Here is a 24,828-nt window from a genome sequence, read left to right as displayed (position 1 = left end):
ACGGGCCGAAGGGCGTCGTGCCGTGCGCCAGAACGGCGGCCGCCGCAGGGCGGGTCGCGCGGGGACGGGCTCGCTGGGCCTGCTGCCGCTGCCGCCGTCGGACCGTGAGAAGTACTCGTACGCGCGCCGGTATCTGTGGATTCTGACCATCAGTTCGCTGGTCAGTTTCTGCTGTCTGACGATGAGCCAGTTCAAGCTCGCGCAGTCCACGCCGCTGCTGTGGATCTACACGCCGCTGCTGGTGTTCACGGTCCTCTACTACCTGGTGTCGCTGCGGGTGAACGGCTTCACCCGCGACTTCGACATCGGCCACCACAAGCGCCTGGTGCACAACTGGCGGCCCCAGGTGTATCCGACGGTGGACGTGTTCCTGCCGGTGTGCGGCGAGCCCATCGAGGTGCTGCACAACACCTGGCGGCATGTGCGGGAGATGGCCGACCACTACCCGGGCCTCTGCGTCCCGTTCGTGCTCGACGACTCCGCCAGCCCCGAGCTGGAGGCCATGGCCCGCGACTTCGGGTTCCGCTACGGCACCCGGGACAACCGCGGCTGGTTCAAGAAGGCCGGCAATCTGCACTACGGCTTCGCCCGGTCCACCGGTGAGTTCATCCTCATCCTGGACGCGGACTTCACCCCGCGCGCCGACCTGCTGGAGGAACTGCTGCCGTACATGGCGGAGGACCCGCGCATCGGCATCGTCCAGTCGCCGCAGTACTTCCGCGTGCTGGACTCGCAGAACTGGATCGAGCGCGGCGCCGGAGCCGTGCAGGAACTCTTCTACCGCTCCGTGCAGGTCTCCCGGCAGGGCAGCGACGGCGCGATCTGCGTCGGCAGCTGTGCGATCTACCGGCGTGCCGCGCTGGAGACCAACGGCGGTACGACGCTGATCGAGCACTCCGAGGACGTGCACACCGGCTTCGACCTGCGCAACCTCGGCTGGGACCTGCGTTATGTGCCGATCGCGGTGTCGACGGGCGTGTGCCCCGACAGCGCGGGCGCCTTCTTCAACCAGCAGTACCGCTGGTGCTCCGGCTCCATGAGCCTGCTCGGCAGCGAAAAGTTCTGGCGGGCGAAGATCAGGCTGTCCAGCCGGCTCTGCTACATGTCCGGCTTCTTCTACTACATCCACACGGCGCTGTTCACCTTCGCCGCCCCGGTGATCCCGATCGTGCTGCTGCTGGCCATGCCGGAGAAGCTGATGGTGGAGCATCTGCTCCTGGTGGCGCCCAGCATCGTCTACACCACGATCGTCTTCCCCATGTGGCACAAGGCGCCCTACCGGCTGGAGGCATGGGCCGCCCGCATGATGTACGGCTGGGCGCACGTCTTCGCCATCTGGGACATCCTGCGGAGGAACCGCATGGGATGGCAGCCCACCGGCTCCTCGGGGGCCAAGAAGAACAAGACCCGGCGGTTCTGGATCGGCATGTGGGTCTGGAGCGGCGGCACGGCCCTGATCTGGGTCCTCGCTGCGGTGTACCGCACCTTCACCATGGACGCCCCCGACTTCGCGCTGATCCTGTCCTCCGGGCTGTTCTACGCGCTGGTCGTGGGACGCGTCCTGGTCCAGCCCCGCGCGGAGGCGACGGCCTGATGCCCTTCCCCACCCGTACCCGTACGGCAGCCGTCTCGGCCTGTCTGACCCTGCTGCTCGCGCTCAGCGGCTGCTCGCTGCTCGGCGAGGACGACGACGGCCCGGCCGGCGGCGGCGACAAGTCCGGCGGCCAGGTCTCCGAGGGCGCCGAGGAGAGCGTCCCCTACGACGTCATGCCCCTGCTCAGGCCGGAGAAGAAATACTTCGGCGCCGCCGTCGAGGGCGCGCCGAACTCCATGGACGGCTACCGGGCCTACTCCGACATGGTCGGCAAGAAGCCGAACCTGATCGAGTACTACGCCGCCTGGGGCGACGGCTTCGACGCCACAGGTGTGCGCAACGCCTGGGGCCAGGACGCCCTGACGCTGGTGTCCTGGGAGCCGTTCGACGTCTCCCTCAAGGACATCGCCGCCGGCCGCTCGGACGCGTACCTCAAGGAGTACGCCACCGCCGTCCGCAAACTGAACCTGCCCGTCGTGATCTCCTTCGCCGACGAGTTCAACGGCCACTGGGAGAAGTGGGGCACCAAGTACACGACCCCCGAGGACTTCGTGGCCGCCTGGCGGCACATCCACGAGGCGTTCATCGAGGTCGGCGCCACCAACGTGATCTGGGCCTGGTCGCCCAACATCGTCAACCCGGTCGCGAGCGTCCGTCTGAAGCCTTACTACCCGGGCGACGGCTATGTCGACTGGGTCGGGCTGATCGGCTACTGGACCATCGAGCAGCCCAACGCGTTCGACAGCGTCTTCGGGCCGACCCGTGACCAGGTGCGCACCTTCACCAAGAAGCCGATGATCCTTCTGGAGACCGCCGCCATGCCCGGTGAGCGGCGCCGCGCGGACATCCAGATCCTGTTCGAGAGCGTGGCGGCGGACGAGGACCTGCTCGGCTTCATCTGGTTCAACCACAACAAGCGTGCCGACTGGCGGCTGGAGGCGAGCCCGCTGGCGCTGGAGGAGTTCAAGCGCCTGGCCGCCGACGACCGGTTCGGCTTCGACGTACGGAAGCCGTGATGACCTCCCGACACGAGCACTACACGCCGCAGCCGTACGACCCCTACGCGGAGGACGAGCAGACCGGCGTCTGGTTCAACTCCGACGGGTACATCCCCCAGCAGCCGCAGAGCCGGCCGCCGCACGAGCAGGATTACGGGCAGCGGTACGAGCAGGCCTATCAGGACACGGAGCAGCAGCCGTACGAGCCGGCCTATCAGGACACGCAACACCAGCCGTACGAGCAGTCGTATCAGCGGCCGCCAGGCCCTGATGCCCACCAACAGCCCTACCTCGACCCGACCCAGCAGCCATACGTGCAGGCGTACCACCAGCAGGACACCGCCCACGTCACCCAGCTCCACCCGTACCAGCAGCAGCCGCACGAGGGCGGTGTCCCCGAGCAGCCGGACGGCCACGACGACCCCGGCGCGCACCTGCCGCAGGCCGCCATCGCGCAGGAGGAGCCGCCGCAGGCCGCGTACCACGTGCCCGAGACGCCCGAGGCGGGCTGGGACGACAAGCCCAGCCGGCGCCGCGACTGGGTCAGCCGGGGCATCCTGCTCGTCGTCCTGGCGATCCAGGCGGTGCTCTCGCTCCGGCTGTCCAACACGGCCTTCCAGGACGAGGCCCTCTACCTGAGCGCCGGCCACAACATCATCGATCACTGGACCAACGGCACACCGCTGAACAACGGCTACGAGAAGTACTTCTCCGGCGCCCCGACGCTGTACCCGGTGGCTGCCGCCTTCGTGGACGGCTTGTTGGGCCTGACCGGCGCCCGCCTGCTCAGCCTGGCCTGCATGCTCGGGTCGACCGCCCTGCTGTACTCCTTCACCCGGCGCCTGTTCAACGAGCGGGTCGCGCTGGCGGCCGCGGCGCTGTTCGCGGTCACCCAGCCCAGCATCGTGCTCGGCTTCTTCGCCACCTACGACGCCCCCGCTATCTTCCTGCTGGCGCTGTCGGCGTGGATCATCGTGCGCACCGGCCGGGCTCCCGTGGTGGCGGTGCTGCTCGCCGCGCCGGTGATGGTGCTCGCGGTCGCCGTGAAGTACGCCTCCGCGCTCTATCTGCCCACGCTGGTGGTGCTCGCCGCGCTGACCGCCTGGCACCACCGGGGCTGGGCCTGTGTGGTGCGGGCCTTCGTGCTGGGCCTGGGCACGGCCGCCCTGGTCGGCGTCGGTCTGCTGTACACGGACGTGCTCGCCGGTGTGCGGCAGACCACCACCAACCGCCAGCACGGCACGGACTCGACGTGGTCGCTGATCGAGAAGTCCGCCGAGTGGGGCGGGCTGATGTTCGCGACCGCCGTCGCGGGTTCGATCGCGTATGTGCTGCGCGGCCGGATGAACGAGTCCCCGCGCTCCTACGGTCTGATGGGCCCCGGCTGGCGCTGGCGCGCGGTGCTCGGCCTGGTGCTGACCTGCACCGCGCTGTTGGCACCGGCGTACCAGATCCGGCTGCATACGGCGGTCTCGCTCTACAAGCACCTGGACTTCGGTCTGCTCTTCGCCGCGCCGATGGCCGGGGTCGGGGTGATCCGGCTGGTCGGCAAGCACTTCCGCTATCCGCAGCTGGGCATCCTGATCTGGGTGTCGGCGCTGTGCCTGGGCGTCTCCCAGTCCGAGTGGCGCTTCGGGTTGTGGCCCGACTCCAGCTTGATGGCCCGGGCGATCGAGCCGTACATGAAACCGAACGGCCACTACCTCGGTGCGACCTACGAGGTGCCGACCTACTACCTGAGGGACAAGACCAGCCACTCGCAGTGGTCGTCGACGTACGGCTTCGGCTACTCCGACAAGAAGGGCAGGCCCCACGAGGGCAGGGAGGCGTACAGCCTGGCCATCAAGGACGGGTATTTCGACCTCATCCTGCTGGACGGCATCGCCACCCCGGACCTGGAGAAGTTCCTCGCGCGGGAGATCACCGACAGCGGCAACTACCGCCTGATCGGCAGGGTTCCCTACCAGGTTTCGGGCGGGACCGGTTTCTACCAGATCTGGGCCAAGTCCTCCTGACCGGCGAGGGGGCCGACGGGGGGACGACCAGTGGCCGCAGTACCGGGCGCAGGGCTGGCCTGCGCCCACAGGGGAGGGAAGAGAATGACGTACGACCCGGAGGGCATCCGCGTCACCATAGTGATGCCCACCTACAACGAGGCGGGCAATCTGCCGCGCATGGCCGAGGCGGTGCTGTCGCTGCCTCTGCCCGGACTGCATCTGAAGATCGTCGACGACTCCAGCCCGGACGGCACGGGTCGCATCGCCGAGGAGCTCGCCGAGAAGTACAACGCGGACGGCCCGCGCATGAGCGTGCTGCACCGCACCGAGAAGGACGGGCTCGGCCGCGCCTACGTGGCCGGGATGAGCGCCGCGCTCGCCGAGGGCGCCGCGTACGTGGTCCAGATGGACGCCGACGGCTCCCACCCGGTGGAGGCCGTCCCGCGCATGCTGGAGCGGGCGGTGACCGAGGGGGTCGGCCTGGTGATCGGCAGCCGGTACGTCGAGGGCGGCGCCCTGGACGAGGACTGGGGCCGGCACCGGGTGCTGCTCTCCCGGTTCGCCAACCGCTACGCCCGCACGGTGCTCGGCACCGACATCCGCGACATCACCGCCGGCTTCAACCTGTGGGCGGCCGCCACGCTGCACGACGTGGACCTGTCCGCCCTGGACAGCGCGGGCTACAGCTTCCAGGTGGAGCTGAAGTACAAGGCCGTGCGCGCCGGGCACCGGGCCGTGGAGATCCCGATCCGCTTCGAGGAGCGGATGGAGGGCACGTCGAAGATGACGCTGCGGACGCAGCTGGAGTCGGCGGTCGTGCCGATCCGGCTGCGCCTGAAACACCGCTGAGCGGCACGGTGCCCGGGTCCGGGGGCCCGGGGCCCGGCCACCGTCCCGGCTACTGCTGGGCGGCCGCCGAGGCCTGCGCCTCGCCGCGGCGGCGGATCTGGCGGAAGGTGAACTCCGCCAGATCGTCACCCTGCGCGAACACCTGGGTGTCCTTGGTGGTGACGTCCTTGCCGTTGGTGAAGCCGGCCACCGTGAAGTACGCGTAGCGGCCGTAGCTGTTGGTGGTGGAGCGGCAGACGGCGCCGTCGCAGAAGTTCTTGACACCGTTGCCGGACAGGGCGCGCACGAGGCTCTTGGAGTCGGCCTGGCCCTTGGCCGCGGTGGCCTGGTCCTCGGTGTCGAAGACGGCCACGCCGACGGTCACCGCGACGTCGCCCTTGACGTACGTCACCCGCAGCAGGCGCCGGCAGTCGTTGGCCTTGAGGACCTTGGGGAGCGTGCCCTGGGTGCCCGTGGCGCAGTTCTTGCCGTCCGCGGTCGGGCCCTTGCGGTAGACGGTCTCGCCCATGGTCAGCTGGGTGCCCGGGAAGAGGATGTCCGGGCTGAGCGGGGCCGTGTCCTTGTTCTTGGACGCGATGAAGTCCTTCGGGTCCAGCGGCGGCGGGGCCGTGGTGGGCTCGAAGGAGGGCGCGGGGCCGGTGGAGCTCGGGATGTCCGCCGTCGAGGGCAGCCGTGAGGCCGGCTGGCCCGCCTCCGCGCCGCCGTCGTTCGCCGAGACCACGGCGACCGCGACCGCCGTGCCCACCGCCACGGTGGCCAGCGCGCCCCCGACGATGAACAGCAGCCGCCGCCGCTTGTTGCGTGCCTCCGACGCCTCCGCCAGTGCCGCCCAGTCCGGGGTTCCGTCGCCGCCGCTGCTCCAGGTCTGCTGTTGCGAATGCGGTTTCCAGGGATCCCACTGGGACTGGGGTCCCCCCTGCCCATAGCTCATGGGGCGCATCTTAGAGGGGACGGCGCGCCGCCAGACCAGTAGAGTGGGTGTCTTGCGCAGTCGGCACCGGCGGCGTCCCACCTCGTTTTGACCCGGGCGTGGCGTCGTAGGTATCCTGCGTGTTCGTTGTGTATTGGCTTGCTCATTCTCACGGGACGGGCCCTTACACCGGTCCACCGGGCCGATGACCAGCGACCAGCACGCGGTTTGCGTCACCGCAGTGCGGTCTCGGCTGTCGTGATCGTCTTCGGTGACCTGTCAGGACCATTCACTGAAGAAGCGAAGGCTACGAACCGTGCGTACGTACAGCCCCAAGCCCGGCGATGTGACGCGCCAGTGGCACGTCATCGACGCCCAGGACGTTGTCCTCGGCCGTCTCGCCAGCACCGCCGCCTCCATCCTGCGCGGCAAGCACAAGCCGATCTACGCCCCTCACGTCGACACCGGTGACTTCGTCATCATCATCAACGCCGACAAGGTGCACCTGTCCGGCAACAAGCGGACCCAGAAGATGGCGTACCGCCACTCCGGCTACCCGGGTGGTCTGCGCTCCGTCCGCTACGACGAGCTGCTGGCGAAGAACCCCGAGAAGGCCATCGAGAAGGCCGTCAAGGGCATGCTCCCCAAGAACACCCTGGGCCGTCAGATGCTCTCGAAGCTGAAGGTCTACTCGGGCGACCAGCACCCGCACGCTGCCCAGCAGCCGGTGCCGTTCGAGATCACCCAGGTCGCGCAGTAAGTCCGGCCACCCCCTAAGACCGAAGAGAATCTGAGGAGCATCGTGGCCGAGACCACTGCCGAGCAGCCGCTCGAAGAGCTTGACATCGACAGCTACACCACCGAGTCCGAGGTTCCGGTGGAGGGTGAGTACACCTCCGAGTCCCTCGCCTCGCGCTTCGGTGAGCCCCAGCCGGCCGCCGGCCTGGGCCGCCGCAAGAACGCCATCGCCCGTGTCCGGATCGTCCCGGGCACCGGCAAGTGGAAGATCAACGGTCGCACCCTCGAGGACTACTTCCCGAACAAGGTGCACCAGCAGGAAGTCAACGAGCCGTTCAAGGTTCTCGAGCTCGAGGGCCGCTACGACGTCATCGCCCGCATCGCGGGTGGCGGCGTCTCCGGTCAGGCCGGTGCGCTCCGTCTCGGTGTCGCCCGCGCGCTGAACGAGGCCGACGTCGACAACAACCGCGGCCCGCTGAAGAAGGCCGGCTTCCTCAAGCGCGACGACCGTGCGGTCGAGCGCAAGAAGGCCGGTCTGAAGAAGGCCCGCAAGGCTCCGCAGTACAGCAAGCGTTAAGCTTCGCTGCCTGCTCGTACGACTGCGGGGCCCTTGCCCCGCCTGCGTACTTCGAACGCCCCGGCGGCACGCCACAGTGCCGTCGGGGCGTTCGTTTATCCCAGCGATGGGCGTATAACGACACAAGACGTTCTGCGGCTTGTGTGATGTGACGCCCCGGGCATCGAGGGCCCGGGGAAGGGCAGCCGTGCGGGCCGCACCGGCACGGTTTCCCGAACGGACGCTTTTCTCAGGAGGACAAGTGGGACGACTCTTCGGCACGGACGGCGTGCGCGGTGTCGCCAACGCGGATCTGACGGCCGAGCTGGCCCTCGGTCTCTCCGTCGCGGCGGCTCATGTGCTGGCCGAGGCGGGGACCTTCGAGGGCCACCGGCCGACCGCGGTGGTCGGACGGGACCCGCGCGCGTCCGGGGAGTTCCTGGAGGCCGCCGTCGTGGCGGGTCTGGCCAGTGCCGGTGTGGACGTGCTGCGGGTCGGCGTGCTGCCGACGCCCGCCGTCGCCTACCTGACCGGCGTGCTCGGTGCCGACCTGGGCGTCATGCTCTCCGCCAGCCACAACGCCATGCCCGACAACGGCATCAAGTTCTTCGCCCGCGGCGGCCACAAGCTCGCCGACGAGCTGGAGGACCGGATCGAGTCCGTCTACGAGGAGCACCGCACCGGCGCGCCGTGGGACCGGCCGACCGGATCGGGCGTCGGACGGGTGCGCAGCTACGACGAGGGCTTCGACAAGTACGTCGCCCACCTCCTCGGCGTGCTCCCGAACCGGCTCGACGGGCTGAAGATCGTCCTCGACGAGGCGCACGGCGCGGCCGCGCGGGTCTCGCCCGAGGCGTTCTCCCGGGCCGGCGCCGAGATCGTCACCATCGGGGCCGAGCCGGACGGGCTCAACATCAACGACGGCTGCGGTTCCACCCACCTCGGCAAGCTCAAGGCCGCGGTCGTCGAGCACGGGGCCGCCCTCGGCATCGCGCACGACGGTGACGCGGACCGCTGCCTCGCCGTGGACCACACCGGTGAGGAGATCGACGGCGACCAGATCCTCGCCGTCCTCGCCCTCGCCATGCGCGAGCGAGGGGTGCTGCGGGCGGACACGGTTGTCGCGACCGTCATGTCCAACCTCGGCTTCAAGCTGGCGCTGGAGCGGGAGGGCATCCAGCTGCTGCAGACGGCGGTCGGTGACCGCTATGTGCTGGAGGAGATGAAGGCCCACGGGTACGCGCTCGGCGGTGAGCAGTCCGGTCACGTGATCATCCTCGACCACGCGACGACCGGTGACGGCACGCTGACCGGGCTGATGCTGGCCGCGCGGGTCGCCGAGACGGGGCGTTCGCTGCGGGAGCTGGCGGGGGTCATGGAGCGGTTGCCGCAGGTGCTCGTCAACGTGCCCGATGTGGACAGGTCCCGGGTGTCGACCTCCGTGGAGCTGGCCGCGGCCGTTTCCGAGGCGGAGCGGGAGTTGGGGGCGACCGGGCGCGTGCTGCTGCGGCCGTCCGGGACGGAGCCGTTGGTCCGGGTCATGGTGGAGGCGGCCGACATCGATCAGGCGCGGTCTGTGGCGGGGCGGCTGGCCGATGCGGTGAAGTCCGCGCTGGGCTGATTCGGGGGCCGGGCCGGGGGTGCCGGGTTCTGTGCGTGGCGGGCTGATCGTTCGTCGGGGTTGATCGCGCAGTTCCCCGCGCCCCTTGAGGGCTTCGCCCTCGGTCGCGCGGTTCCGCGCGCTCCTGGGTTGAGTGGGGTTCTGTGCGTTGTGGGCTGCGGGTCGTCGTGGTCTGCTGCGCCCGCGCGGCGGAGCCGCATGTCGAGCAGAGCCCCGCTCCCCTGGGTGGGGCGGGGTTCTGGGGGTTCTGCGGGGCTGAGCCGCGTATGGAGCGGAGCCCCGCGTCCCCGGGCGGGCGTTTGCCCTCAGGCTCGGTGTGTGGTGCTGCGTTGTCTGGCCCAGAACCATTTCTGGGTCAGGAGGGTCAGGGTGCCCGCGGTGATGATTCCGCCGAGGTTGGCCAGGAGCTGGGCCGTGGAGCCCCAGGTCTGGGAGTAGTCGGCGTAGGTGAAGGCCATCGCGGCGTTGGCGGCCGCCGGAACGGTGGTGACCGAGATGGCCACGCCGATCAGGGCACCCGACTTGGCCGAGGTCAGGGACAGGGTCCCGGCGATGCCGGCGAGGAACGCCACCACGAAGGACATCATGTCGGGCTGCCAGATGAAGGCGGTGTTGGGACGGTCCGCCTCGATCATGTCCTTCTCGAACAGGCCGAGGGCGTCCATCAGCCAGCCGAAGCCGGCGGTCAGCAGCATGGCGACGGCGAACCCGGCGAGCAGCGCCCACAGCGAGCGCCACACGAGCCGCGGGGTGCGCTGCACCAGGGCCGTGCAGATGCCGGCCAGCGGCCCGAACTCCGGGCCGACGGCCATGGCCCCCACGATCAGGATGGCGTTGTCGAGCATGACACCGCAGGCCGCGAGCATCGTGGCCACGGTCAGGAAGCTGACGTACGTGAAGCTGAGGGTCGACTCCTCATGGGTCACATCCGTCAGGTGCTCCCACAGGACCGCGTCGGCCGCCTCGCCTGGTGCCTCCTTCTCGGCCTTGTCCGCCCGCTTGGACAGCGACAGGTCGATGTTCTCGACGGCGATCGAACCCGTCGCGTCGAGCCGCAACTCCTGAAGACTGCCGATGAGTTCGTCGGCGGCCTCGCGGGCCACGTCGCACATGACGACATCCCCGGCGGGGTTGCGGGCGGCGCCCGGCACCACGACCAAATGCGTGGTGCCGACCGTCTTCTCGATCAGCCGGACCACGACCTCGGTCTTCTCGGCCGGTGTGATCAGGCGCAGATGCAGCATGCGCCCTTTCTAGCAGGCGCCCCTCAGAGCTTTCGCAGGGACAGCTTCTGCACCTTGTGGTCCGGGCCCTTGCGGAGGACCAGGGCGGCGCGGCCCCGGGTGGGGGCGATGTTCTCGACCAGGTTGGGCTTGTTGATGGTGCGCCACATCGCGCGCGCGTAGTCCATCGCCTCGTCCTCGGAGACCTGGGTGTACTTGCGGAAGTACGAGGACGGGTTCTGGAACGCCGTCTCGCGCAGCCGCTTGAAGCGGTTGAGGTACCAGCGCTCGATGTCCTCGACCCGGGCGTCGACGTACACGCTGAAGTCGAAGTAGTCGGCGAGGCCGACCCGGGTGCGGCCGTCCTTGCCGGGCAGGGCGGGCTGCAGGACGTTCAGGCCCTCCACGATCAGGATGTCCGGGCGGCGCACGGTGAGCTTCTCGCCGGGGACGATGTCGTAGATCAGGTGGGAGTAGACCGGCGCGGTCACCTCGGCCTTGCCGGCCTTGATGTCGGCGACGAACCGGGTCAGCGCCCGGCGGTCGTAGGACTCCGGGAAGCCCTTGCGCGACATCAGGCCGCGCGCCTGGAGCTCATGGGTGGGCAGCAGGAAGCCGTCGGTGGTGACCAGCTCCACGCGCGGGTGCTCGGGCCAGCGGGACAGCAGCGCCTGCAGGAGGCGGGCCACGGTCGACTTGCCGACCGCGACCGAACCGGCGACCCCTATGACGAAGGGCGTGCCGGACTGCGAGCCCTGTTCGCCGAGGAAGGTGTTCAGCGCGCCGCGCAGTCCGTCGGTGGCGCCGACGTAGAGATTGAGCAGCCGGGACAGCGGCAGGTAGATGTCACGCACCTCGTCGAGGTCGATGACATCGCCGAGGCCGCGCAGCTTCTCGACCTCTTCGGCGCTGAGCGGAAGCGGCGTCTTGTCACGCAGCGCGCTCCACTCGGCGCGGGTGAGGTCGACGTAGGGAGTCGCCTCCGGCCTGGGCCGGTGGGCGCTCCGGGGCATCGAGGAGACCGGAGAGATCACAGTCCATTGTTAACGGAGTTTGAACGGCGTGGTGGGTGTGCTCCGTCACCTTGGATCCGGGCTCCATCGGGGGTGGACGGGGCGGAAGCGGCGCCGCGAGGGGCGGAACCGGGCTGATTATTTCCGAAATCGGGCACGCGGCACCGTGTTCGGGCACCTCTTCGATCGTAGGCTGCGGAACATGTGCGGAATCGTGGGATACGTAGGGCCGCAGTCGGCGCTGGACGTCGTGATGGCCGGGCTGAAGCGTCTGGAGTACCGGGGCTACGACTCGGGGGGTGTCGCCGTGCTCGCGGACGGCGGACTGGCCGCCGCGAAGAAGGCCGGAAAGCTGGTCAACCTGGAGAAGGAGCTGGCCGAGCACCCGCTGCCGGCCGGTTCCACCGGTATCGGGCACACCCGCTGGGCCACCCACGGCGGCCCGACCGACGCCAACGCCCACCCTCACCTGGACAACGCCGGCCGGGTGGCCGTCGTGCACAACGGGATCATCGAGAACTTCGCGCTGCTGCGGGCCGAACTCGCCGAGCGCGGCCACCGGCTGGCGTCGGAGACGGACACCGAGGTGGTGGCGCACCTGCTGGCGGAGGAGTTCTCCGCGACCGCCGATCTGGCGGCGGCGATGCGGCTGGTGTGCCGTCGGCTGGAAGGCGCGTTCACGCTGGTCGCGGTGCACGCCGACGAGCCGGACGTGGTGGTGGGGGCGCGGCGGAACTCGCCGCTGGTGGTGGGTGTCGGCGAGGGCGAGGCCTTCCTGGCCTCGGACGTCGCCGCCTTCATCGCCCACACCCGCTCGGCGATCGAGCTGGGCCAGGACCAGGTGGTGGAGCTGCGCCGGGACGGCGTCACGGTGACCGGCTTCGACGGCAGCCCGGCCGAGGTGCGCTCCTACCACGTCGACTGGGACGCGTCGGCCGCGGAGAAGGGGGGCTACGACTACTTCATGCTCAAGGAGATCGCCGAGCAGCCCAAGGCGGTCGCCGACACCCTGCTGGGCCGCATCGACGCGGCCGGTTCGCTCACCCTCGACGAGGTCCGCATCGGCGCCGCCGAGCTGCGCGAGGTGGACAAGGTCGTCATCGTCGCGTGCGGCACGGCGTACCACGCGGGGCTGATCGCCAAGTACGCCATCGAGCACTGGACGCGCATTCCCTGCGAGGTGGAGCTGGCCAGCGAGTTCCGCTACCGGGACCCGATCCTGGACTCCCGCTCGCTGGTGATCGCGATCTCCCAGTCCGGCGAGACCATGGACACGCTGATGGCCCTGCGGCACGCCCGTGAGCAGGGCTCCAAGGTGCTGGCCATCTGCAACACCAACGGCTCGACGATCCCGCGCGAGTCCGACGCCGTGCTCTACACGCACGCCGGGCCGGAGGTGGCGGTCGCCTCGACGAAGGCGTTCCTGACGCAGCTGGTCGCCTGCTATCTGGTCGCCCTGTATCTGGGCCAGGTACGCGGCACCAAGTGGGGCGACGAGATCCGGGCCGTCGTGCGGGACCTGGCGAAGATCTCCTCGGAGGTGGAGGAGGTCCTGCGGACCATGGAGCCGGTCCGGGCGCTGGCCCGCTCCCTGGCCGACCGTGACACCGTCCTGTTCCTCGGCCGGCACGTGGGCTATCCGGTGGCCCTGGAGGGTGCGCTCAAGCTGAAGGAACTCGCCTATATGCACGCCGAGGGCTTCGCGGCGGGCGAGCTCAAGCACGGCCCGATCGCGCTGATCGAGGAGGGCGTGCCGGTCGTGGTGGTCGTACCGTCGCCGCGCGGCCGTTCCGTGCTGCACGACAAGATCGTGTCCAACATCCAGGAGATCCGGGCGCGGGGTGCCCGCACGATCGTGATCGCCGAGGAGGGGGACGAGGCGGTCGTGCCGTACGCCGACCATCTGATCCGTGTCCCCGCGACCCCGACGCTCCTTCAGCCCCTGGTGGCCACGGTCCCGCTCCAGGTCTTCGCCTGCGAGCTGGCCACGGCCCGGGGCAACGAGGTGGACCAGCCGCGGAACCTGGCGAAGTCGGTGACGGTGGAGTAGGGCCCGGCGGGGCCGACGGCGGGCTTCCGGCTCAGCTCCGGGTGTCCCGCCAGGCCTCCGTGAGGGCGTCCGCCACGTCGTGGGCCCCCACGGGGGCGCCGTCGGCCGCGTACCGGCCCGCCAGACCGTGCAGGTACGCGGCCACGCTTCCGGCGTCACGGGGCGGGAGCCCTGCCGCCAGCAGGGAGCCGGCCAGGCCCGAGAGGACGTCGCCGCTGCCCGCCGTGGCCAGCCAGGGGGTGCCGGTGGGGTTCACCCGGACCGGGCCCGCTGCCTCGGCGACCAGCGTGGTCGAGCCCTTCAGCAGGATGGTCGCCCCGTACCGGCGCGCCAGTTCGCGGGCCGACCTCAGGCGGGCGCTCTCGACCTCTTCGCGGGTCACCCCGAGGAGCGCGGCCGCCTCTCCGGCGTGCGGGGTCATCAGGGTCGGGGCCTCGCGGGAGGCCACCGTCGCCCGGTCCGCCAGGCGCAGGCCGTCCGCGTCGATCAGCACGGGCACGTCCGAGGCCAGCACCTCGGCGACCGTGTCCGTGTCGTCGGCGATGCCGGGGCCGACGACCCAGGCCTGGACGCGCCCGGCCATCGCGGGGCCGCGCTCCGACACCAGCGTCTCGGGGAACCGCGCGAGCACCGACGCGCCGGCCGGGCCGACATAGCGGACCGCGCCCGCGCCGCCCCGCAGGGCGCCCGCGACGGCGAGGACGGCCGCCCCCGGGTAGCGGGCGGAACCCGCCGCGATGCCGACCACGCCCCGCCGGTACTTGTCGCTCTCGGGGGAGGGCAGCGGCAGCAGCCGGGCCACGTCCTCGTGCTGCAGGGCCTCCAGCTCGGCGTCCTGCGGCAGTTCGAGCCCGATGTCGACGAGCCGCACCGAACCGGCGTGGTCGCGCGCCGGGTCGATCAGCAGGCCCGGCTTGTGGGTGCCGAAGGTGACCGTCAGATCGGCGCGGACCGCGGCGCCGTGCACCTCGCCCGTGTCGGCGTCCACCCCGCTCGGCAGGTCGACGGCGACGACGGCGGCCCGCGCACGGCCGGCGGCCTCGGTGAGGCGCTCGGCCTCCGGCCGCAGCCCGCCCTTGCCGCCGATGCCCACGATGCCGTCGAGCACCAGGTCGGCCCGCTCGATCGGCGCGTGGGCCGCGGCCGGGTCCGTCACCGTGCCGCCCGCCCGGCGCAGGGCCGCCAGCCCTTGCGCATGGGCCCGTTCGGGGGAGAGCAGCACCGCCGTGACACCCGCGCCCCTGCGGGCCAGCCGGGCACCGGCGTAGAGGGCGTCACCCCCGTTGTCGCCGGAGCCGACCAGGAGGACGACCCGGCTGCCGTAGACCCGGCCGAGCAGTCCGGCACAGGCGGCGGCCAGTCCGGCGGCGGCCCGCTGCATCAGCGCGCCCTCCGGAAGACGTGCCATCAGGCTCCGCTCGGCGGCCCTCACCGACTCCACGCTGTACGCAGTACGCATGACGACGAGTCTGCCGTGAGCTCACGACGATCACCACCGCCACGGGACAGACGGGGCGTCAGCCCTTCGCGTTTACTGCCGCCGCCCGGCACGTCGGCCGTGAGCCTGCGGCGGCCACCACCGCCGTCGGACAGACAGGCCGTCAGCCCTCGGCGGTCACTACCGCCGCCCGGCACGTCGGCCGTGAGCCCTCAGTGTTCACCACCGCCGTCGGGCACGTCGGCTGTGAGTCTGCGGCGGGCCGGTATCGCCATCGGGCAGACAGGGCGTCAGCGCTCGGCGTTCGCCGCAGCCGCCCGGCGTGTCGGCTGTGAGCGCGCGGCGGTCACTACCGCCGCCCGGCACGTCGGCCGTGAGCCCTCGGCGTTCACCACCGCCGTCGGGCACGTCGGCCGTGAGCCTGCGGCGGGCCGGTATCGCGGGCAGACAGGGCGTCAGCGCTCGGCGTTCGCCGCAGCCGCCCGGCACGTCGGCCGTGAGCCCTCAGTGTTCACCACCGCCGTCGGGCACGTCGGCTGTGAGCCTGCGGCGGGCCGGTATCGCGGGCAGACAGGGCGTCAGCGCTCGGCGTTCGCCGCAACCGGCTGGCACGCCAGCCGTGAGCCCTCGGCGTTCACCACCGCCACCGGGCACGTCGGCCGTGCGCCATCGGCGGCCGCCATCGCTCCCGGGCAGACGGACCGTCAGCCCTCCGCGATTACCACCGCCGAGGCTACGCCCGCGTCGTGGCTGAGCGACACGTGCCAGGTGCCGACGCCCAGTTCGGCCGCGCGGGCGGCGACCGTGCCGGCCACCCGCAGCCGCGGCCGGCCGCTGTCCTCGACATAGACCTCCGCGTCCGTCCACAGCAGTCCGGGCGGGGCACCCAGGGCCTTGGCCAGGGCCTCCTTCGCCGCGAACCGGGCGGCCAGCGAGGCGATGCCCCGGCGCTCCCCGCTGGGCAGCAGCAACTCGCTGTCGTTGAAGAGGCGTTGGGCGAGTCCGGGCGTGCGTTCCATGGCCGCGGCGAACCGGTCGATCTCCGCCACGTCGATACCGACCCCGATGATGCTCATGCCGAGCACCTTAGGGGCTGTCCCCCGGATCACGCGGGCGTCGCGGGTGCCGCGTACGTCCGGGTGACCCCGCCGCGCGGCGGCCCCGGCCCGTCATGGGCGGCGGTTTTCCTGATCGTGTGATCAGTCGTGTGCATCGCACCAACCGTGGGGACCGTGGATCGCTCGTGTGCCGGAGCGTCGCCGTCCTCCTCGCCGCTACGGCCCTGCTCCCCGCCGCCGCGGCCGCCGCGGCCGAGCACCCGCCGCCCGCCCCCGCCCCCGAGGCCCGGATCGCACTCGTGCCCGGTGCCGCGCGGGCCCGGCCACCGGACACGCCCGACCAGGCCCTGCCGCCCCGCGTCCACACCCCCTCCGCCCGCGAGGACGCCGTGGAGCCCAGGGCGGCGGCCGCCGGGGCCTACGACCTCGTCGAGTACGTCCCCCTCGGCGAGGCCCTCGCCCGGGCGACGTGCAGCAAGCAGACCGGGCCCTATCAGCGTCAGGTCGAGAAGTGGCTGAAGCTGAAGGTGGACGGCAGACAGTCGGCGGCCGACTGCAAGGCCATCCGGGCGTTCCAGCTGAAGTACCGGATCACACCGGCGATCGGCTTCGCCGGGCCGGTCACCTGGGCGCGGATGCAGCTCGTCGGCGCGCGCGGGAACCCCAACGCGGCCGGGAAGTGCCCGGTGCGGACCCACCGGGTCGCCTGTGTCGACCTCAGCCGCGAGCTGACGTGGGTGCAGAAGGGGAGGAAGGTCGTCTACGGGCCGGTGTCGATCCGCAGCGGCCGGACCGGCTACCGGACGCGGACCGGCTGGCACACCGTCTACTGGCGGCACAAGAACCATGTGTCGACGCTCTACGGCCAGCCCATGCCCTACTCCCAGTTCTTCAGCGGGGGCCAGGCCTTCCACGCCGTGTACGGGACGATCTTCACCACCGTCGGGTCGATGGGCTGCGTCAACCTGCGGCTCGGGGACGCCAAGAAGCTGTGGCGCGTGCTGAAGAAGGGGGACCGGGTGTATGTGTGGGGGCGGCGGCCGGGCACGTGAGCGGGGGCCCGCCCGGGAGCTCTGAGACACTGGGCGGGATGACTGAGACTGCAAGCCTGCCCTCCGCACCGCTGCGTGCCCGCGCCGAGATCGACCTGGCCGCGCTGCGGTCCAATGTGCGTACCCTGCGCGCGAAGGCGTCCGGCGCGGCCGTGATGGCCGTGGTGAAGTCCGACGCCTACGGCCACGGCGCGCTGCCCTGCGCCCGCGCGGCCCTGGCGGCGGGGGCGACCTGGCTGGGCACGGCCACGCCGGAGGAGGCACTGGCGCTGCGCGCGGCCGGGCTGCGCGACGTCAGGATCATGTGCTGGCTGTGGGTGCCCGGCGGCCCCTGGCGCGAGGCGATCGAGGCCGACCTCGATGTGTCCGTCGGCGCTCTGTGGGCCCTGCGCGAGGTCGTCGCGGCCGCCCGTGCGGCGGGCCGCCCCGCGCGGGTTCAGCTCAAGGCCGACACCGGGCTCGGGCGCGGCGGCTGCCAGCCGGGCGACTGGGCCGAGCTGGTCGCCGAGGCCCTGCGCGCCGAGCGCGAGGGGCTGATCCGGATCACCGGGCTGTGGTCGCACTTCGCCTGCGCCGACGAGCCCGGCCATCCCTCCATCGCCGCCCAGCTCACCGGTTTCCGCGAGATGCTGGCCCACGCCGAGGGCCAGGGGGTGCGCCCCGAGGTGCGGCACATCGCCAACTCGCCCGCCGCGCTCACCCTGCCCGAGTCCCACTTCGACCTGGTCCGCGCGGGCATCGCGCTCTACGGCGTCTCGCCCAGCCCCGAACTGGGCACCCCCGCCGAGCTGGGCCTGCGCCCGGTGATGACGGTGTCGGCGTCCCTGGCCCTGGTCAAGCACGTGCCCGCCGGCCACGGCGTGAGCTACGGCCACCACTACACCACCACCGGAGACACGACCCTCGCCCTGATCCCGGTCGGCTACGCGGACGGCATCCCGCGCCACGCCTCCGGCGCCGGACCCGTCCTCGTCGGCGGCAAGTGGCGTACGGCGGCGGGGCGTATCGCGATGGACCAGTTCGTCGTCGACCTCGGCGGGGACGAGCCGGAGGCGGGCGCCGAGGCGGTCCTGTTCGGCCCCGGCGACCGCGGCGAGCCCACCGCGCAGGACTGGGCGAACGCAGCGGGCACCATCGCCTACGAGATCGTCACCCGGATCGGCGGCCGCGTCCCGCGTGTCTACGTCGACGGGGAAGCGGACGCGTAACCCGCGCGGCGCACAGCACCACGGCAACACCACGGCAACAGCTCGTCGGTAGAACGGCAGCAGCACCCCGGCACGGACAGCGGCACACCGAGTGAGGAGCGGTACGTGAGCGAGAGCAGCGCGGAGGCCGTCGTGGCCGCCGCCTCCGCCGCGGGAGCGGCCGGGAACTGGCGCCGGGCCACCGGGATCGCGGGCGTCGCGATAGGCGTCGTCGCGGCGGGCGCGGCGGCCGGTGTCGCCCTGGAGCGGATGACCGTGGGACGCGGCATGCGCCAGAAGGCACGCCTCGCCCTGGACTCGGCGGGGCCGTACGGGGCGCTGCGCGGCACTCCCGGCAAGGCGTACGCCGACGACGGCACCGAGCTGTACTACGAGGTCGACGACATCGACCCGCAGGGCGAAACCGCACCGCGCCGGCGGCGGCTGTTCGGCCGCAAGGCACCCGCGCCCGTCACGGTCGTCTTCAGCCACGGCTACTGCCTCAACCAGGACTCCTGGCACTTCCAGCGGGCCGCCCTGCGGGGTGTCGTACGGACCGTGCACTGGGACCAGCGCAGCCACGGCCGGTCCGGGCGCGGGCACGCGCAGATCGAGCGGGACGAGCCGGTGACCATCGACCGGCTCGGGCAGGATCTGAAGACGGTGATCGACGCGGCCGTGCCGGAGGGGCCGATCGTGCTGGTCGGGCACTCCATGGGCGGGATGACGGTGATGGCGCTGGCCGCGCAGTTCCCGGAGCTGGTGCGGGAGCGGGTGGTGGCCGTGGCGCTGGTCGGTACGTCGTCGGGGCGGCTCGGTGAGGTGAACTTCGGGCTGCCGGTCGCCGGGGTGAACGCGGTGCGCAGGGTGCTGCCCGGTGTGCTGAAGGCGCTCGGGCAGCAGGCCGAGCTGGTGGAGAAGGGCCGGCGGGCGACGGCCGACCTGTTCGCCGGGGTCATCAAGCGGTACTCCTTCGCGACCCGGGACGTCGACCCGGCCGTCGTCCGGTTCGCCGAGCGGATGATCGAGGGCACCCCGATCGACGTGGTCGCGGAGTTCTACCCGGCCTTCACCGAGCACGACAAGACCGAGGCGCTCGCCCACTTCCGGGACCTGCCGGTGCTGGTGCTGGCGGGCGTGCGGGACCTGGTCACGCCGAGCGAGCACAGCGAGGCGATCGCCGACCTGCTGCCGGACGCGGAGCTGGTGCTCGTCCCGGACGCCGGGCACCTGGTGATGCTGGAGCACCCGGAAGTGGTCACCGACCGGCTCGCCGACCTGCTCACCCGTGCGGGGGCCGTCCCGGCAGGGGCTACGGTGGGTGGCTATGGAAGCAGCAGCACCGCACAGCCCGGCTGAGGCCCGGCTGACCGTCACTTCCCCCGATCAGATGCGTGAGCTCGGGCGGCGCCTGGCCAAGGTGCTGCGCGCGGGTGACCTCGTCATGCTCAGCGGGGAGCTCGGGGCGGGCAAGACCACCCTGACCCGCGGGCTCGGGGAAGGGCTCGGCGTGCGGGGGGCTGTCACCTCGCCGACGTTCGTCATCGCCCGGGTGCATCCCGCGCTCGGGGACGGGCCTCCGCTCGTGCACGTGGACGCGTACCGCCTCGGCGGCGGCCTGGACGAGATGGAGGACCTCGATCTCGACGTCTCGCTGCCGGAGTCCGTGGTCATCGTGGAGTGGGGCGAGGGGAAGGTCGAGGAGCTGACCGACGACCGTCTCCAGGTGGTCATCCACCGGGCCGTGGGGGAGACGACCGACGAGGTGCGGCAGGTGACGCTGACCGGCCTCGGTGAGCGGTGGGCCTCGGTGGATCTCACCGTTCTGGCCGCCTGAGATCCGAGCGGTCCGGCGCGCCCCCGGAGAGTTCACCCGGGCTTTCCGACAAAGCGTCGGGAAGATATTGCGTCCTCGGTCGTCGGCGTGGTCACATGGTAGCCAGCCCGTGGTTAGGTCTGCCTAACCACGCCCGCCCCCAGTTCCAGGAGGCGTCCGTGCAGGCCATCGAACGTGACGAGAACACGCCCCGCGTGATGCCCGCGGTGTCCATGCGCGACCTGCTCGCGGCCTGTGCCGCCGCGGAAGCGGTCTCCACACCGCCCCGCGAGCCCGCGCCGCTGCCCGTGGAACGTCCCGAGGCGGCCTAGCCTCCCTGGTTGCCGGACCCCGGACCCCGGACCCCATGCCCGATGCCCGACGCCCGACGCCGACGTCTAGCGGATGACGACGACCTTGTGGCCGATCGTCGCGAAGGACCACATCGCGTCGCCGTCCGCGCGGGACCCGCGGATGCCGCCCGTCCTCACCCGCGGGTCGGGCGGCGGGGTGGAGCCGTCCACGGCCGCGCTGAAGCCGACCGCCACGCCGCCCACGTTCGCGAAACGCACGACGTGCTCGATGGGCGTGCCGTCCGTTCCGGTGACCCGGTTGGACCGGGAGGTGACGCGGTAGGTGCCGGGCGCGGGATCGACGCTGCCGGGGGCGACGGCGAAGGTGCGGCGGACCTTGTTGCCGGTGCCGACCAGCCAGATCCGGTTGTCGTCCAGCGAGTACACGACGCGTACCCCCGCGCCGGAGCCGGACGGCAGGGCGACGGGATGCCTCCTGTCCCGGGGGGCCTTGGTGAACGAGACGTCGCTGGGGGAGGCGGGGTGCGCGTGGTCCAGCTCCGGGGGGACGTTCGCGGAGGCCTGGTAGGCGAGGAAGCCGACCGTCACCAGGGCCGCCGCGGTGAGGCCGAGCACGAACCCCGGGCTAGAGCTTGTCACGGTCGTCCACCTCTGCGTCGTACGTCCTGATTTGTGGTGACGTTAGCAGCCGCCGTCCGGCCCATCGGGACGGCCGTGTCCGCAGCGTGGTGGCCGTAGGCTGTTTGCGTGCTCTTGCTCGCTCTGGATACCGCCACCCCCGCCGTGACCGTCGCCCTGCACGACGGCGCGGATGTCATCGCCTCGTCGAGTCAGGTCGACGCGCGCCGGCACGGCGAGCTGCTGCTGCCCGCCGTCGACCGCGTCCTGGCCGGGGCCGGGCTGCGGCTCGACGCCGTCACCGGCATCGTCGTCGGCATCGGCCCCGGCCCCTACACGGGACTGCGCGTCGGGCTGATGACCGCCGACACCTTCGGGCTCGCGCTCGGCGTGCCCGTGCACGGTGTGTGCACGCTCGACGGCCTCGCCTACGCCGCGGACCTGGAGGGCCCCTTCGTCGTGGCGACCGACGCCCGGCGCAAGGAGGTCTACTGGGCCCGGTACGCCGACTCGCGGACCCGGGTCACCGATCCGGCCGTCGACCGGCCCGCCGACATCGCCGAGCAGGTCGCGGACCTGCCCGCGGTCGGCGCGGGCGCGCTGCTCTACCCGGACACCTTCCCCCGCGCCCACGCGCCCGAGCACGTGTCCGCCGCCGCCCTGGCCGGCCTGGCCGCGGAGCGGCTCGCGGCCGGTGCCGAGCTGTCCGAGCCGCGCCCGCTGTATCTGCGCCGCCCGGACGCCCAGGTGCCCAAGAACTACAAGGTGGTCACCCCGAAGTGACCGCACCCGTGACGACCCTGCGCGAGATGCGCTGGTGGGACATCGATCCCGTGCTGGCCCTGGAGAAGGAGCTCTTCCCGGAGGACGCCTGGTCCCGCGGGATGTTCTGGTCCGAGCTGGCCCATGCGCGCGGGCCCGGGTCGACCCGTCGCTATGTGGTCGCCGAGGAGGGGGGCCGGCTCGTCGGCTACGCGGGCCTGGCCGCCTCCGGCGGGCTCGGGGACGTGCAGACCATCGCCGTGGCCCGCGCCCACTGGGGCACCGGCCTCGGCGCGCGGCTGCTGACCGAGCTGCTGAGGGCGGCGACCGCCTTCGAGTGCGCCGAGGTCATGCTCGAGTGCCGGGTGGACAACGTCCGCGCGCAGCGGCTCTACGAGCGCTTCGGCTTCGAACCCATCGGGTTCAGGCGCGGGTACTACCAGCCGGGGAACGTGGACGCCCTGGTGATGCGCCTGACCACCGCTTCCGACAGCGGCCCCGCCGCGGGCGCGGCCACCGTACAAGGAACCGAGAATCATGACTGACGAACCCCTCGTGCTGGGGATCGAGACCTCCTGCGACGAGACCGGTGTCGGTGTCGTGCGCGGCACCACCCTGCTGGCCGACGCGATCGCCTCCAGCGTCGACGAGCACGCCCGGTTCGGCGGCGTTGTTCCCGAGGTGGCCTCGCGCGCCCATCTTGAGGCGATGGTGCCGACCATCGAACGCGCCCTGAAGGAGGCCGGGGTCGGCGCCCGGGACCTCGACGGCATCGCGGTCACCGCGGGTCCGGGTCTCGCGGGCGCGCTGCTGGTCGGCGTCTCGGCCGCCAAGGCCTACGCCTACGCCCTGGGCAAGCCGCTCTACGGCGTCAACCACCTCGCCTCGCACATCTGCGTCGACCAGCTGGAGCACGGCCCGCTGCCCGAGCCGACGATGGCCCTGCTGGTCAGCGGAGGTCACTCCTCGCTGCTGCTGTCCTCGGACATCACCTCCGACGTCCGCCCGATGGGCGCCACCATCGACGACGCGGCCGGCGAGGCCTTCGACAAGATCGCCCGGGTGCTGAACCTGGGCTTCCCGGGCGGCCCGGTCATCGACCGGTACGCCACGGAGGGCGACCCGCGGGCCATCGCGTTCCCGCGCGGTCTGACCGGGCCGCGCGACCCGGCGTACGACTTCTCCTTCTCCGGCCTGAAGACGTCCGTGGCGCGCTGGATCGAGGCCAAGCGGGCCGCCGGCGAGGAGGTGCCGGTGCGCGACGTGGCGGCGTCCTTCCAGGAGGCGGTCGTGGACGTGCTGACCCGCAAGGCCGTACGGGCCTGCAAGGACGAGGGCGTCGACCACCTGATGATCGGCGGTGGCGTGGCCGCCAACTCCCGGCTGCGCGCCCTCGCCCAGGAGCGCTGCGAGCGCGCCGGGATCCGGCTGCGGGTGCCGCGGCCCAAGCTGTGCACCGACAACGGCGCGATGGTGGCCGCCCTCGGCGCCGAGATGGTCGCCCGCAACCGGGCCGCCTCCAGCTGGGACCTCTCGGCGGACTCCTCCCTGCCGGTGACCGACACACACGTCCCCGGGCACGACCACGACCATGTGCACGAGGTCGGCGAGGAGAACCTGTACCCGTGACGGTCGCCCTGATGTGGGAGGCGCGGGCCGTGCCCGGCCGGGGCCCGGAGCTGCTCGCCTGGGCCCGCGCCCAGGCGCTCCCGGTCGAACCCCTGCGCCGGGAGACCCTGCGCGCACCCCAGGACCGGGTGCTGGTGATCACCTGGTGGGAGGCCGCGTACGACGCCGAGCTGCCCGAGCTGGCGGAGCCCGCCCCGGAGCTGGTGACCCGGGCGGTGCACCGGTGGCGCTTCGAGTCGGTCGACAGCCCCTAGGCCCGACGCGCTGTCGTGGCGCGTGCCCGGACCGTCACCGTACAGGCGGGGCGCGACAGTTGAGTTGAACAGGCAACTAAGCGCGAAGTGTGGCATTTCGGTCCTATATGTGAATAGCGTGGGACCACACTGCCGAGATCCGCATGAGGTTCAGGACCGCCACCCCGAATCCATGTCCCTTCGACCTGGAGGAGGCTCATCGGTCATGCTTCGACGCCGTGGCATCATCGCCCTTCTCGCCGTGCTGCTCGTCAGCGTCTTCGGTGGCCTCGCGCTGGCGCAGAGCGCCCACTTCGTGCGTGCGAGTGCCAGTGGTCCGAGCGGCAGCGGCACGCTCTCGGTCAACTTCAAGATGGCGGGGCTCGGTGAGGCCGTGACGACGACCGTCACGGCCTCGGCCAACGCGACCGCCGTCTACGCCTGCCAGAACAACGGGGGCAATTTCCCCAGCGATCCCAGGAAACAGCAGGCGAGTGGACCCGTCGGCGCCAGTGGTGACTTCACCTCGGGCAAGAACGGTCAGGTCACCGGTTCCCTGACGCTGTCCCCGCCGGCCAGTACCCTCGACTGCCCGGGCGGGCAGCGCGTGGTCCTCGCCGCCGTCGGCTTCACCAACGTGTCGGTTTCCGCCGAGGACGCCGGCCAGAGCATCCCCGGCACGTTCTCCCGGGTCTTCTTCCGGATCTGACCCGCACAGCGCTCAGGAGGACACCCTGCCCGGCCGGAAGGCTCCGGCCGGGCAGCTGTGCGCGGGTCAGGACCGTTCCGACACCCGCGTCTCGCACAGCAGTTGACGGTCCGGGCCCAACTGCCGCTCGGGGCCGGTCAGCCGCAGACGGGCGCGGTGGGCGACGTCCGCGCTCGACGGGCCCAGCCGCAGGTCCAGTTCGCCGGGTTCGACGATCCGCCGCCCCCGGGCGTCCGTGAAGGACGACAGGTCGGCGTGGAAGCGGAAGGTCACCCCGGCCGCCGCGCCCGGCTCCAGCTCCAGCCGCTGATAGCCGGTCAGCCGGACGTCCGGGCGGGTGACCGAGGCCACCGGGTCGTGCAGCTAGAGCCAACGCCGTTCAGTTAAGGGCGGGGGCTGTTCGTCAAGGCCCGTGAACGAGGCAGCGGAGCTGCTGTAGAAGAGGGTTGTCCTCCAAGACATC

Annotated in this window: 24 protein-coding genes and 1 pseudogene; 18 read left to right on the top strand and 7 right to left on the bottom strand. The window is 71.6% G+C overall.

Annotation, left to right across the window (positions count from 1 at the left end; translation table 11 throughout):
• Positions 1-181: 181 nt before the first annotated feature.
• The 4 genes from ABZZ79_RS24760 to ABZZ79_RS24745 all read left to right on the top strand — a co-directional run bounded on the left by ABZZ79_RS24760 (position 182) and on the right by ABZZ79_RS24745 (position 5,438).
• Complete coding sequence (locus ABZZ79_RS24760) at positions 182-1,594, top strand: glycosyltransferase family 2 protein (RefSeq protein ID WP_356692388.1); 1,413 nt, start codon at positions 182-184, stop codon at positions 1,592-1,594.
• Positions 1,594-2,610 (top strand): glycosyl hydrolase, encoded by a 1,017-nt coding sequence (locus tag ABZZ79_RS24755; protein WP_356692115.1) that lies wholly within the window; start codon positions 1,594-1,596, stop codon positions 2,608-2,610. Before ABZZ79_RS24760 ends, ABZZ79_RS24755 begins: the two co-directional genes overlap by 1 nt.
• On the top strand, positions 2,610-4,607 hold the full coding sequence (locus ABZZ79_RS24750; protein WP_356692113.1) for a glycosyltransferase family 39 protein: 1,998 nt from the start codon (positions 2,610-2,612) through the stop codon (positions 4,605-4,607). The genes ABZZ79_RS24755 and ABZZ79_RS24750 overlap by 1 nt, the downstream gene beginning before the upstream one ends.
• A gap of 84 nt (positions 4,608-4,691) precedes the next feature.
• Positions 4,692-5,438, top strand: a complete 747-nt coding sequence (locus ABZZ79_RS24745) for a polyprenol monophosphomannose synthase (protein WP_356692111.1) — start codon at positions 4,692-4,694, stop codon at positions 5,436-5,438.
• A gap of 49 nt (positions 5,439-5,487) precedes the next feature.
• On the opposite strand, the gene ABZZ79_RS24740 is transcribed toward ABZZ79_RS24745, so the two are convergent.
• Positions 5,488-6,369: a hypothetical protein gene (locus tag ABZZ79_RS24740; RefSeq protein ID WP_356692109.1), complete on the bottom strand. Its 882-nt coding sequence runs from the start codon at positions 6,367-6,369 to the stop codon at positions 5,488-5,490.
• A gap of 295 nt (positions 6,370-6,664) precedes the next feature.
• Here ABZZ79_RS24740 and rplM point away from each other — a divergent pair, with 295 nt between their 5' ends.
• The 3 genes from rplM (at position 6,665) to glmM (ending at position 9,263) form a co-directional block, all read left to right on the top strand.
• Positions 6,665-7,108, top strand: coding sequence for a 50S ribosomal protein L13 (rplM, locus tag ABZZ79_RS24735; RefSeq protein WP_019526965.1), 444 nt, complete (start codon positions 6,665-6,667; stop codon positions 7,106-7,108).
• Between the two features lie 42 nt (positions 7,109-7,150).
• The gene (gene rpsI, locus ABZZ79_RS24730; RefSeq protein WP_103812805.1) at positions 7,151-7,663 is read left to right on the top strand and encodes a 30S ribosomal protein S9; all 513 of its coding nucleotides are present in this window, start codon (positions 7,151-7,153) and stop codon (positions 7,661-7,663) included.
• A 241-nt stretch (positions 7,664-7,904) separates the two neighbouring features.
• Complete coding sequence (glmM, locus tag ABZZ79_RS24725) at positions 7,905-9,263, top strand: phosphoglucosamine mutase (protein WP_356692106.1); 1,359 nt, start codon at positions 7,905-7,907, stop codon at positions 9,261-9,263.
• Positions 9,264-9,568: 305 nt separating this feature from the next.
• Here the strand turns inward: glmM and ABZZ79_RS24720 are convergent, their stop codons facing one another.
• Together ABZZ79_RS24720 and coaA are read right to left on the bottom strand one after the other, a co-directional pair.
• Positions 9,569-10,507 carry a DUF389 domain-containing protein gene (locus ABZZ79_RS24720; protein WP_356692104.1) on the bottom strand — a complete coding sequence of 313 codons (939 nt, stop codon included), beginning with the start codon at positions 10,505-10,507 and terminating at the stop codon, positions 9,569-9,571.
• Positions 10,508-10,530: 23 nt separating this feature from the next.
• Positions 10,531-11,520 carry a type I pantothenate kinase gene (gene coaA / locus ABZZ79_RS24715; RefSeq protein ID WP_356692102.1) on the bottom strand — a complete coding sequence of 330 codons (990 nt, stop codon included), beginning with the start codon at positions 11,518-11,520 and terminating at the stop codon, positions 10,531-10,533.
• A 181-nt stretch (positions 11,521-11,701) separates the two neighbouring features.
• Between coaA and glmS the strand changes: the two genes are divergently transcribed.
• Entirely contained in the window at positions 11,702-13,549 is a 1,848-nt protein-coding gene (gene glmS, locus ABZZ79_RS24710; protein WP_356692100.1) for a glutamine--fructose-6-phosphate transaminase (isomerizing), read from the top strand.
• 31 nt (positions 13,550-13,580) lie between these two features.
• Here glmS and ABZZ79_RS24705 read toward each other — a convergent pair whose 3' ends face one another.
• Positions 13,581-15,008, bottom strand: coding sequence for an NAD(P)H-hydrate dehydratase (locus ABZZ79_RS24705; protein ID WP_356692098.1), 1,428 nt, complete (start codon positions 15,006-15,008; stop codon positions 13,581-13,583).
• A 683-nt stretch (positions 15,009-15,691) separates the two neighbouring features.
• Positions 15,692-16,063 carry a holo-ACP synthase gene (locus ABZZ79_RS24700; RefSeq protein WP_356692096.1) on the bottom strand — a complete coding sequence of 124 codons (372 nt, stop codon included), beginning with the start codon at positions 16,061-16,063 and terminating at the stop codon, positions 15,692-15,694.
• Between the two features lie 131 nt (positions 16,064-16,194).
• Between ABZZ79_RS24700 and ABZZ79_RS24695 the strand changes: the two genes are divergently transcribed.
• The 5 genes from ABZZ79_RS24695 (at position 16,195) to ABZZ79_RS24675 (ending at position 20,432) form a co-directional block, all read left to right on the top strand.
• Positions 16,195-17,097 (top strand): L,D-transpeptidase, encoded by a 903-nt coding sequence (locus ABZZ79_RS24695; protein WP_356692094.1) that lies wholly within the window; start codon positions 16,195-16,197, stop codon positions 17,095-17,097.
• A gap of 38 nt (positions 17,098-17,135) precedes the next feature.
• Positions 17,136-18,305 (top strand): alanine racemase, encoded by a 1,170-nt coding sequence (gene alr / locus ABZZ79_RS24690; protein WP_356692092.1) that lies wholly within the window; start codon positions 17,136-17,138, stop codon positions 18,303-18,305.
• Between the two features lie 105 nt (positions 18,306-18,410).
• A complete protein-coding gene (locus tag ABZZ79_RS24685) occupies positions 18,411-19,643 on the top strand; it encodes an alpha/beta hydrolase (RefSeq protein WP_356692090.1) in 1,233 nt (410 codons plus the stop codon).
• Entirely contained in the window at positions 19,612-20,121 is a 510-nt protein-coding gene (tsaE, locus tag ABZZ79_RS24680) for a tRNA (adenosine(37)-N6)-threonylcarbamoyltransferase complex ATPase subunit type 1 TsaE (RefSeq protein WP_356692088.1), read from the top strand. Before ABZZ79_RS24685 ends, tsaE begins: the two co-directional genes overlap by 32 nt.
• 158 nt (positions 20,122-20,279) lie before the next feature.
• Positions 20,280-20,432, top strand: a complete 153-nt coding sequence (locus tag ABZZ79_RS24675) for a hypothetical protein (RefSeq protein ID WP_356692402.1) — start codon at positions 20,280-20,282, stop codon at positions 20,430-20,432.
• Between the two features lie 66 nt (positions 20,433-20,498).
• On the opposite strand, the gene ABZZ79_RS24670 is transcribed toward ABZZ79_RS24675, so the two are convergent.
• Positions 20,499-21,053 (bottom strand): hypothetical protein, encoded by a 555-nt coding sequence (locus ABZZ79_RS24670; protein WP_356692086.1) that lies wholly within the window; start codon positions 21,051-21,053, stop codon positions 20,499-20,501.
• A 108-nt stretch (positions 21,054-21,161) separates the two neighbouring features.
• Between ABZZ79_RS24670 and tsaB the strand changes: the two genes are divergently transcribed.
• The 5 genes from tsaB to ABZZ79_RS24645 all read left to right on the top strand — a co-directional run bounded on the left by tsaB (position 21,162) and on the right by ABZZ79_RS24645 (position 24,365).
• Positions 21,162-21,815, top strand: a complete 654-nt coding sequence (gene tsaB, locus ABZZ79_RS24665; protein ID WP_356692084.1) for a tRNA (adenosine(37)-N6)-threonylcarbamoyltransferase complex dimerization subunit type 1 TsaB — start codon at positions 21,162-21,164, stop codon at positions 21,813-21,815.
• Positions 21,812-22,339, top strand: a complete 528-nt coding sequence (rimI, locus tag ABZZ79_RS24660) for a ribosomal protein S18-alanine N-acetyltransferase (RefSeq protein WP_356692082.1) — start codon at positions 21,812-21,814, stop codon at positions 22,337-22,339. Before tsaB ends, rimI begins: the two co-directional genes overlap by 4 nt.
• Complete coding sequence (gene tsaD, locus ABZZ79_RS24655; RefSeq protein WP_356692080.1) at positions 22,332-23,423, top strand: tRNA (adenosine(37)-N6)-threonylcarbamoyltransferase complex transferase subunit TsaD; 1,092 nt, start codon at positions 22,332-22,334, stop codon at positions 23,421-23,423. Before rimI ends, tsaD begins: the two co-directional genes overlap by 8 nt.
• Positions 23,420-23,677 (top strand): hypothetical protein, encoded by a 258-nt coding sequence (locus ABZZ79_RS24650; RefSeq protein WP_356692078.1) that lies wholly within the window; start codon positions 23,420-23,422, stop codon positions 23,675-23,677. Before tsaD ends, ABZZ79_RS24650 begins: the two co-directional genes overlap by 4 nt.
• A gap of 205 nt (positions 23,678-23,882) precedes the next feature.
• Positions 23,883-24,365 carry a hypothetical protein gene (locus tag ABZZ79_RS24645; RefSeq protein WP_356692076.1) on the top strand — a complete coding sequence of 161 codons (483 nt, stop codon included), beginning with the start codon at positions 23,883-23,885 and terminating at the stop codon, positions 24,363-24,365.
• A gap of 66 nt (positions 24,366-24,431) precedes the next feature.
• Here the strand turns inward: ABZZ79_RS24645 and ABZZ79_RS24640 are convergent.
• Positions 24,432-24,734 (bottom strand): annotated as a pseudogene (locus ABZZ79_RS24640) (fibronectin type III-like domain-contianing protein); the annotation flags it as partial.
• Positions 24,735-24,828 lie beyond the last annotated feature (94 nt).

This window comes from Streptomyces sp. NPDC006458, assembly GCF_040612135.1.
Lineage (GTDB): Bacteria > Actinomycetota > Actinomycetes > Streptomycetales > Streptomycetaceae > Streptomyces.
Note: the sequence above shows the minus strand (reverse complement) of the source record. Positions and strands in the feature narration are given on the sequence as shown.

What these genes read in the sequence shown, in the direction of transcription:
- ABZZ79_RS24645 (WP_356692076.1), top strand. Translation starts at nt 23,883, where the DNA reads ATGCTTCGACGCCGTGGCATCATCGCCCTTCTCGCCGTGCTGCTCGTC.
- ABZZ79_RS24740 (WP_356692109.1), bottom strand. Translation starts at nt 6,369, where the DNA reads ATGAGCTATGGGCAGGGGGGACCCCAGTCCCAGTGGGATCCCTGGAAA.
- ABZZ79_RS24720 (WP_356692104.1), bottom strand. Translation starts at nt 10,507, where the DNA reads ATGCTGCATCTGCGCCTGATCACACCGGCCGAGAAGACCGAGGTCGTG.
- glmS (WP_356692100.1), top strand. Translation starts at nt 11,702, where the DNA reads ATGTGCGGAATCGTGGGATACGTAGGGCCGCAGTCGGCGCTGGACGTC.
- ABZZ79_RS24745 (WP_356692111.1), top strand. Translation starts at nt 4,692, where the DNA reads ATGACGTACGACCCGGAGGGCATCCGCGTCACCATAGTGATGCCCACC.
- ABZZ79_RS24760 (WP_356692388.1), top strand. Translation starts at nt 182, where the DNA reads ATGAGCCAGTTCAAGCTCGCGCAGTCCACGCCGCTGCTGTGGATCTAC.
- ABZZ79_RS24750 (WP_356692113.1), top strand. Translation starts at nt 2,610, where the DNA reads ATGACCTCCCGACACGAGCACTACACGCCGCAGCCGTACGACCCCTAC.
- ABZZ79_RS24700 (WP_356692096.1), bottom strand. Translation starts at nt 16,063, where the DNA reads ATGAGCATCATCGGGGTCGGTATCGACGTGGCGGAGATCGACCGGTTC.
- ABZZ79_RS24755 (WP_356692115.1), top strand. Translation starts at nt 1,594, where the DNA reads ATGCCCTTCCCCACCCGTACCCGTACGGCAGCCGTCTCGGCCTGTCTG.
- tsaE (WP_356692088.1), top strand. Translation starts at nt 19,612, where the DNA reads ATGGAAGCAGCAGCACCGCACAGCCCGGCTGAGGCCCGGCTGACCGTC.
- alr (WP_356692092.1), top strand. Translation starts at nt 17,136, where the DNA reads ATGACTGAGACTGCAAGCCTGCCCTCCGCACCGCTGCGTGCCCGCGCC.
- tsaD (WP_356692080.1), top strand. Translation starts at nt 22,332, where the DNA reads ATGACTGACGAACCCCTCGTGCTGGGGATCGAGACCTCCTGCGACGAG.
- ABZZ79_RS24705 (WP_356692098.1), bottom strand. Translation starts at nt 15,008, where the DNA reads ATGCGTACTGCGTACAGCGTGGAGTCGGTGAGGGCCGCCGAGCGGAGC.